5 protein-coding genes are annotated in these 8,799 nt (G+C 59.4%); 1 reads left to right on the forward strand and 4 read right to left on the reverse strand.

Going from position 1 to position 8,799, the window contains the following annotated elements; genetic code table 11:
- Window positions 1-68 precede the first annotated feature (68 nt).
- The 4 genes from HALO32_RS03140 to hsdR all read right to left on the reverse strand — a co-directional run bounded on the left by HALO32_RS03140 (window position 69) and on the right by hsdR (window position 6,919).
- A complete protein-coding gene (locus tag HALO32_RS03140; RefSeq protein ID WP_151442331.1) occupies window positions 69-1,217 on the reverse strand; it encodes a PDDEXK family nuclease in 1,149 nt (382 codons plus the stop codon).
- 33 nt (window positions 1,218-1,250) lie between these two features.
- Window positions 1,251-2,879: a restriction endonuclease subunit S gene (locus tag HALO32_RS03145; RefSeq protein WP_151442332.1), complete on the reverse strand. Its 1,629-nt coding sequence runs from the start codon at window positions 2,877-2,879 to the stop codon at window positions 1,251-1,253.
- On the reverse strand, window positions 2,876-4,378 hold the full coding sequence (locus HALO32_RS03150) for a type I restriction-modification system subunit M (RefSeq protein ID WP_151442333.1): 1,503 nt from the start codon (window positions 4,376-4,378) through the stop codon (window positions 2,876-2,878). The genes HALO32_RS03145 and HALO32_RS03150 overlap by 4 nt, the downstream gene beginning before the upstream one ends.
- Before the next feature lie 90 nt (window positions 4,379-4,468).
- Window positions 4,469-6,919 carry an EcoAI/FtnUII family type I restriction enzme subunit R gene (gene hsdR, locus HALO32_RS03155; protein ID WP_151442334.1) on the reverse strand — a complete coding sequence of 817 codons (2,451 nt, stop codon included), beginning with the start codon at window positions 6,917-6,919 and terminating at the stop codon, window positions 4,469-4,471.
- 794 nt (window positions 6,920-7,713) lie between these two features.
- Here hsdR and HALO32_RS03160 point away from each other — a divergent pair.
- On the forward strand, window positions 7,714-8,718 hold the full coding sequence (locus tag HALO32_RS03160; RefSeq protein WP_151442335.1) for a phosphoribosyltransferase-like protein: 1,005 nt from the start codon (window positions 7,714-7,716) through the stop codon (window positions 8,716-8,718).
- The last annotated feature ends 81 nt before the right edge of the window (window positions 8,719-8,799 follow it).

Here is an 8,799-nt window from a genome sequence, read left to right on the forward strand (position 1 = left end):
ATATTTTTTTAATGTAACGATCCAAAGCTAGAGCACCCCTAGGGAGGTGTCAAGAAGCGTCATGCCAGCTATCGCCGCCAAGGGTTCTCCATAGCTTCCAGCTCTGTCGCCCTCTCGCCATCGATCCGCCAGACTTGCTTGAGGCGGCTGACGGTATGGGACCACTTGGGGGTGGTGGGTTTGCAGACGGTGTTCTGGTTGCCGAAGAGGCCAACCTCACTGAAGGCTTTGTCGCGGCTGACGGTGTAAATCCAACGCACCGGGACCAGGTACTCGGCCTCATCGTCGTCCTTGGCTGGGTCGATCTGCGGGTAGCCCTCGGTCAGCGTCATTTCCGGGAGAGTTCTGGGTCCTTCCGGGGTGTCGAAGCGGTATTCGTCAGCCCGGCAGCGCTCGCCGATCACTTCGCCCACGCCCACGTAGCCGGTCTTGGGGATATAGACCCAGACGCGGTCGCCTTCCGAGAGCATGGCGAGCGTCTTGGAGTACCAGGCAGCACCGCCGCCGCAGATAAAGCCGAGGCGCCTGGCATCTTCCCACGGATAGTGAGAGCCGAAGGAGACATAGAACTCACCGTTCCAGGGCTCCTTCTTCGCCTTGCGGGCGATGGGCTGGGTGGGTTCGTCCGGGTCGATCATCCAGGCGCGGCTGAGGTAGCGGTTGCCGCCATCCTCGAAGGCGGCGAAGAACATGGCATTGATCGACAGCTGGGCGTGCTCGTTGAGATAGGTGATGATCCGTTCGCTGCTGGCATCGAGCCGGGTGGCGACCACCACCAGCTGGTGTTCCTGGTTGAGTTGGATGCCATCAAGCGGGACGCCGAACTTGGCCTCGAAGGCCTCGCCCAGCGTGGCATGTGGCCGGCTATAGCGCTCGGCAAAATCCCGATAGATTTCGATCAGTTGGTAGTCGGCCAGGGTGACCACCCAGGAGGCGTAATCGATGGCCTGGGCCACCACGTCGCGTGGGGTCTTGTCACGCTTGAGCTCGATGATGATGACGTTGCCGTTGGCATCGATGGCCAGCAGGTCGACCAGCTTGTCGAAGGCGGTGCGCACCTGGCGACCGACCAGCAACCAGTCCCGGTTGAGGATCGCGACATCCTGCATGATCTGCTCTTCCAGCAGCCCCTCGTCGGCAAGTCCGGCGGCGCGAAGCTTCCGAGGTGGCTCGCCGGCGCTACCCGCCAGCTTCCAGATTCCCTGTTCAATGGCCATGGAATCTCCCTGTGGTTACACCCGGTAATAAGCTCACTGAACGGCCTGCTCCACAACCGCCTCGGCCAAATAAGTGCGGGTCTCGCCGACCTCGCTCAGGCGCGCCTTGAGTTGGTCGCAAAGGGCCATCAACTCGTCGACTTTTTCGATGGTAGCCTGCTGCGTCGCCATATCTGGCAGTGCAATAGGAATAGCTTCCACAACCTTCTTGCTGATTTTTGGCATGGTCCCTGATGTTCCGGTCATCCTTTTCCACATAAACTGTCTTGATTTCGGTGCTGACAGGTAGAGGGATATGAATCTTGGGTCAGCTTCCTCTTTAACCCTGATTTTCATCATGAGATCGGGGTAAATAAAGCCCGGATGATCCTCACTGATCATGACGTTGCAACCAACATGGCTTGAAGCATTTCCTCGTTGGATCAAAATATCTCCATGCCTTAGCCAAAGGTGTGAAGAATTATCCACATCAACTTCGACATTTTTGCTTTCGTTGAGATCTAGTTTTCCTTTGGTTGTCGCGCCAAGCTTTAATGCTTTGTAGCCGGTGGCATGGTTGCATTCTTTAGGGGAAAAACCGTTTCTTGGTCCAAAGGAAAGAATTTTTTTAAGAGGCTTTTCATCTTTGTAGAAAGGAACAAGTCGGCCTTTAGCAGCTAGATCAAGAGTGCTCACCTTTAGCTTGTCGATGCTGGCTTCGGTGGTGAAGAGGGTATCGAAATGCTCGGCGATGCGGGCCCAGTTTTTGGCCACTTCGGCGGCATCGGCGGAGCTGATCAGAGCGTCAAGTAGGGTGTCGACCAGCACCTCGTGGGCTTCCAGCTGGTCACCGACCTGCTGCTCCAATCGGTCGCAGAGGGCCATCAGCTCATCGACTTTTTCGACGATGCGATTCTGCTCAGCCAATGGCGGAAATGGCAGTGGCTCGCCCGCAAAGAAATCTTTTGGGACACGCTTCTGACCAGCGGATCCAGTCATCTTGTTCTCGCCATTACTCAGAAAGCGAGGGGACTTCAAGCAAAGTAGGATGAACAGTTGGTTCAGAGTTCCTTCGTAGGGACGAGCGACGTGTAGCTCGGTCGTTCCAGCGCCTATTCCACTTTCTAAGTTGCGAAAGACGGCTGCTTTGCTGTTCTCGAAGCAGGGGGTGATTTTAGCTATTGCGATATCGCCATCTGCGAAGTGCGTGTAGCCCTTCTTGATTTCTCTCCAAGATCTAGCCTCCTGCTCATGCTCTCCGTGAAATGAGGTGGTTATCATCGGCATTGGAATAAACGATGCGATGATTTCATCATCAGCGTCATTTCGTGGATTGATTTGGCTGATATTGCCGAGGCGAGCCCAAGACCATCCTTCTGGCAGCTCAAACGGCATCTCTTCCTCCGTAATCTCGGGCAGCATCCTAGGCTTCCTGATTCTCCCCTCCTTGACCAGCCGTGCCTTCTCCTCGGCGATACGTTCCAGCAGCACACTGGCGGGCTCGTCATTTGGGTCCTGTTCCACCAGCTTGCCGCGCACGGCCAGTTCCAGGATCAGCTCACGCAGCTTCTTGATGCCGGTAAGCTCAATCTTCCCGTTGCGACCGCGTCCGGCGCTGCTCTTGTGGGTGACCGCGCCGGTCCAGAGGTCGAGGTGCTCGGTGATCAGCTCCCGCGCGCTCATGCCTGCTCCTCATGCTTCTGTTCCTGCCGCTGAGTGGCATGGCCCAGGGCATCGCCAAGGATGCCCTTGAGCTGGTCGCGCAGTTCCTGGATCTCGGCCTGCTGCTGGGCATATTGCGCCAGCAGTTCGTCGGGGTCGTGGCTGACCTGTTCGCCTTGGTAGGGGTACTTGATATCCAGGTTGTAGTGGCGCGCCTTGATCTCTTCGATGCCGACCTTCCAGGCCTGTTCGGTCTCCTCCCGGGTGGCGAAGCCGTCGCTTTCGTCGCCCCACCAGTCGATCTCGGCCTGGAACTCCTCGACCTTCATGGGGCGGGTCTTGCTGTAGTTCTTCACGCCCTCGGGGTAGGGATGCTCGTAGTACCACACCGCTTCGGTGGGCCGGCCCTTGGTGAAGAACAGCAGGTTGGTCTTGATGCCGGTGTAGGGATTGAACACGCCGTTGGGCAGCCGGACGATGGTGTGCAGGTTGCACTCGGTCAGCAGCTTCTCCTTGAGGCGCGTCTTCATGCCCTCGCCGAACAGGAAACCGTCCGGCAGCACCACCGCGGCGCGGCCGCCCTCCTTGAGCAGGTGGATAAACAGCGTCAGGAAGAGATCAGCAGTTTCGCGGGTGCGGAAGGCCTGGGGGAAGTTGGTCTCGATGCCGTCCTCCTCCATGCCGCCGAAGGGCGGGTTGGCGACGATGACATCCACCCGCTCCTTGGGGCCCCAGCTGATCAGCGGGCGCGCCAGGGTGTTGTCGTGCTTGATCTGGCTGGGCACCTCGATGCCGTGAAGGATCAGGTTGGTGGTGGCCAGCAGGTGGGGCAGCGGCTTCTTCTCCACGCCGTGGATGGTGCGCTGCAGGGTCTGCTCGTCCTGGGGCGTGGTCACGTAGTGCTGGCGCTTGTGCTCGATGGTGCAGGTAAGAAAGCCGCCGGTGCCGCAGGCTGGGTCCATCACGGCCTCGTCCAGCTTGGGGTCCACCCGGTCGACCATGAAGCGGGTGACCGCCCGCGGGGTGTAGAACTCCCCGGCGTTGCCGGCGCTCTGCAGGTCCTTGAGGATCTGCTCGTACATGTCGCCCAGCTCATGGCGCTCGCTGGCCTTGTTGAAGTTCACGCCGTCCTGCAGCTTGTTGATGACCTGGCGCATCAGCTGGCCGGACTTCATGTAGTTGTAGGCGTCCTCGAAGACATTGCGGATCACCACGCCGCGATAGTCGTCGCCGCGAGCCTCCAGCTGCTGCAGGCCGGGGAAGAGCATGGTGTCGACGAACTCCTTTAGCTCGTCGCCGGTCATGCCTTCGGGGTCGGCGGCCCAATGCCGCCAGCGCAGCGGCTCGGGGATCGGCGAACGGTAGTCCTCGTTGAACATCTCCCACTCCTGCTCCCGGTCGTCGAAGATCTTGAGGAACAGCATCCAGACCAACTGGCCGATACGCTGGGCATCGCCGTCCACGCCGACGTCCTTGCGCATGATGTCCTGGATGGATTTGATGGTCGTGCTGATGGCCATGAGTCTCGAGTTTCCTTGGTATCTAGTGCGATGATGCCGGCGTATCCACAAGGGATGGCCGGCACCAGGATGTGCATAGTTTAACCGCGATCAGCCGGCGGGCTGGTAGAGGGCGTCTTCCAGTTCGTGGACCGCGCGGGTGTAGCCGGGCTTGCCGCCGAAGGCCTGGACCAGTTCCATGGGGGCGCCGATCTCGCTGAAGGGCGCGACATTGAGCACGTTGATGTCCTCGATGGGCGTGATGCCGGCATCGGCGTACTTGTCGACCAGGGATTCCAGCACCTGGCGCGCCTGGCCCTCGTAGCGATTGAAGATGTCGCGCTTCCTCACCTGCTCGGCGCGCTCGCGGCGGGTCAGCGGCGGTCGGTCGAAGGCGATGTAACAGATCACGTCGAAGGGGTCGGGTTCGTCGCCGAGCTTGTCGCCCAGGTCCTTGATCAGGTCTTCCCAGAAGATGCCGTTCTCCTCCAGCTCCTCGAGGATCGCCTGCTTGCGCTCGGCGTCCTGCCAGCGGCGCAGGAAGTCGTCCAGGGAGGTGAACTGCTCCTTGACCTTCTTGCGGGTGTAGTCCCGCAGGCTCTCGGTGATCAGCTTGCCGTCCGGGCCCAGGTACTGCACCCGCTCGGCCACCACGCTGACCGCCACGTCATCGACCACGTACTTGACCCGCTTGCCGGGGCCGTCCTCCCCGGTGATATCGACACCGGCGTCGTCGGACTGCCAGGTGGCGCCGGGCTCGACCTCGTAGTCGCCCCAGGTGTCTTCGATGCCTTCCGCCTGGGTGTCGGTGAGCGCCTCGGCGCTGTCGCCGGGGGCCACCGCGTCCTCGGCCAGTTCGTCATCCGGCACCATGGGGTCGTCGCCACTGGGCTGGTAGACCTTCACCGGTTCGCCGTCGAAGTCGGGATCCGCGAACAGCTCGGTGGCCTTCTTGAAATCGAGGATGGTGAACCAGTGCTTGTGGTAGTCGTCGTTGATGCGTGTGCCGCGGCCGATGATCTGCTTGAACTCGGTCATCGACTGGATGCGCTGGTCGAGCACGATCAGCTTGCAGGTCTGGGCGTCGACGCCGGTGGTCATCAGCTTGCTGGTGGTGGCGATGACCGGGTAGCGCGCCTCGGGATCGATGAAGTTATCGAGCTCGGCCTTGCCTTCCTTTTCGTCGCCGGTGATGCGCATCACGTACTTGCGGTTTTCGGCCACGCGCCTGGGATTCAAGTTGACCAGCGCCTGGCGCATGCGCTCGGCATGGTCGATGTCCTCGCAGAAGACGATGGTCTTCTGGTAGGGGTCGCTGCCCTCGAGGAAATCGGTGATCCGGCGGGCCACCAGTTGGGTGCGCGGCTCGATCACCAGCTGTCGGTCGAAGTCCTTCTGGTTGTAGATGCGGTCCTCGATCTCCTGGCCGAGCTTGTCCACCTGGCCCTTGCTGGGCCGCCAGCCCTGGAGGTCGCGGTCGATATCCACCCGCACCACCTTGTAGGGGGCGAGGAAGCCGTCCTCGATGCCCTGCTTGAGCGAGTAGGTGTAGACCGGCGCGCCGAAGTAATCGATGTTGGAGACCTCTTTCGTCTCCTTGGGCGTGGCGGTCAGGCCGATGTGGGTGGCCGAGGAGAAGTATTCGAGGATAGAGCGCCAGGCGGAGTCCACCGCCGCGCTGCTACGGTGGCATTCGTCGATGACGATCAGGTCGAAGAAGTCCGGCGAGAACTGCTTGTAGATGTTCTGCGCCTCCTCGCTGCCGGTGACCGCCTGGTAGAGTGAGAGGTAGATCTCGAAGGACTTGTCCACCGTGCGGTTGGTGACCTTGGTCATCGCCTGGCCGAACGGCTTGAAGTCGTTGTTCTTGGTCTGGTCGACCAGGATGTTGCGGTCGGCGAGGAAGAGGATGCGTTTCTTCTGCTTGGCCTTCCATAGCCGCCAGATGATCTGGAAGGCAGTGAAGGTCTTGCCGGTGCCGGTGGCCATCACCAGCAGGATGCGGTCCTGCCCGCGGGCCACGGCCTCCACGGCGCGGTTGATGGCGATGCGCTGGTAGTAGCGCGGGCTGCGGCCGCTGCCGTCATCAAAATAGGGCTGCTCCACCACCGGGCGCTGGGCCGGGCCAATGCCCTTGTAGCGGCAGTAGCGCTCCCAGAGCGCATCGGGGGAGGGGAAGTCGTCAAGGCCGAGCACGGTCTCGGTCTGGTCGCCCAGGCCGGTGCGGTCGTGAAACAGGAAGCCATCGCCGTTGCTTGAGAAGACGAAGGGCACGTCCAGGGCATCGCTGTAGGCCAGCGCCTGCTGCATGCCGTCGCCCAGGCTGTGCTTGTTGTCCTTGGCCTCGATCACCGCGATGGGCTGGTGCTTCTGGTAGCTGAGCAGATAGTCGGCGCGACGCCGCTTGCCCCGTGTGTGCAGCCGCCCGCGCACAATGATACGCCCGGCGGTGAACGACACCTCCTCACGCACCTGCACCTGGATATCCCAGCCGGCACGCTCCAGTGCCGGGGTGATGAACTTGGTGCAGATATCCCGTTCGCTGAGGGCCTTCTTGTCCATGGCAGCATCCTGCTTCTCGATGGCGGGGCGGGCGTTGGTTACCCAAGCTTACGCCACCCAAGCAGGCTAAGCATCCTGTGCTAGGCTGAGCTCAGCCAGTATCGAGAAAAGGCAGTAAGACCGCCGGTAGGTACATACGAACAGGAAGAGCGTGCAATGGATAGCAGCCTGCTGGACAGCCTTCGCCAATACTCCCCCCGCGAGAGCTGGGTCTCCCAGGCTCGATTGGGAAGCTGCCGGCCGGATATGCAGGCTACGTGGCCGAGCCGATGGCTTTTCTACGATCATGTTGCTGAACGTCAGCCCAACGCTTGCCATCCGGTCCACCTGAAAGCGCCCTTGCTCGAAATCCTTTGTTGTTCCGAGACCGTGGAGGAACAGCAGAAATGGATTGTTGTAGCTGAGCGTGAAAGTGTGCAGCTGCTGCCACATGGTGGTATGGAAAAGGTTATAGGGGGATGTGATGCAGTGGCAGTCAGCTTTCGACCCAAAGCGGCCATGCCGGCAAAGGCAGCAGGCACGTTCATCGGGGATATGTGGCATGCACGACGATCGGTGTTATATTGCCAAGCTATACTTAATCCCCGGTGTTTTCAATAGGATAAAAGGTGGTCGACCGCGCAGCATAACATTATTGAACGCGCGTGCGTGTTTTTAAAGTGGGATATGAAGCGCTCGGTCTGATACATGTTAGGGCGTAAGCCTACTACATCCAAGTGCGCCTATGATCGTGCGGATCTTGGGAATAAATACAAAGAAGATTTAAGATTCGTCAATTGGCAGGAGGATACCAGATGACCGAACGTGATGACCTGCTCGCCTCCGTCGCGAACGAGATTAAGACCTATAGAAAAGGGGACCTCCCCGAGCCGACACCGGAGCACGTCGATCGTTGGCTTCATCAGTTCACGCCCGCCCAGCAGTTGCCATTCCTACGTGAATTTGAGCACGTTATCAAGCAGACCTTCTTCACACGAAAGAACGTAAATGACTTTCTCCGCGCCCTCGTGACCAATCCAAAGCTGGCTGGGGCTGACCCCACGGAGTACTGGTCGTCTGCGAACTTCTTGAACATCCAACAGAACGGACAGAGCCAGAGGGAGATGTTGAGGCTCTTCTCGAAGTGCCTTGAGGACGAATGTGGTCTCGATATATATGACTGCGGAGAAGATGGTGGCGACTTCATCTATCTTGATGACGTGATGTTTAGTGGTAACCGCGTGGGGAATGACCTCGAGCCATGGATTATCAATGACGCGCCTCAATCGGCCACGGTCAATGTCATCGTCGCTGCTCTTCACTCGGGAGGCTGGTGGTATCTGGTCAATAAGAGACTCAAGAATGTAATCGCAGATTCGGGCAAGAACATCTCCGTCACCTATTGGCGTGCCCTCGAAATTGAGAATCGGAAGTGGTTCAAGAACAGTTCAGGAGTGCTTTGGCCCACAGCGGTTCCAGATGTGGCGGAGGTTCAGGGTTACATTGCTCAGCCGGTAAAGTTCCCCTTTGAGCCTCGACAGCCGAGTGAAGCAGCTATCCAGCCGTTCTCCTCTGAAATGGGCCGTCAAGTCTTGGAGAGCGAGTTTCTCATCGCTGGTGCTAAGATCAGAGCGAAGAGTGACAACCCAAAGCAGTCTATGCGCCCTCTCGGTTTTAGTCCGTTCGGTGTGGGTTTCGGCTCGATGATCGTCACCTACCGGAATTGCCCAAACAATTGTCCACTTGCAATGTGGTGGGGAGACCCAGAGGCGAACTCGGGGGCCCTGCACTGGTACCCGCTACTAAGTGATTATGCATAATTAATCGTGCGTCCCGTGCCATAGTCCCCGAGCAGGCGATGGACCTCAGCGCAGAGCCGATCAAACGAGAGATAGGCTCCC

The sequence above is a fragment of the Halomonas lysinitropha genome, assembly GCF_902500215.1.
Taxonomy (GTDB): Bacteria; Pseudomonadota; Gammaproteobacteria; order Pseudomonadales; family Halomonadaceae; genus Halomonas; species Halomonas lysinitropha.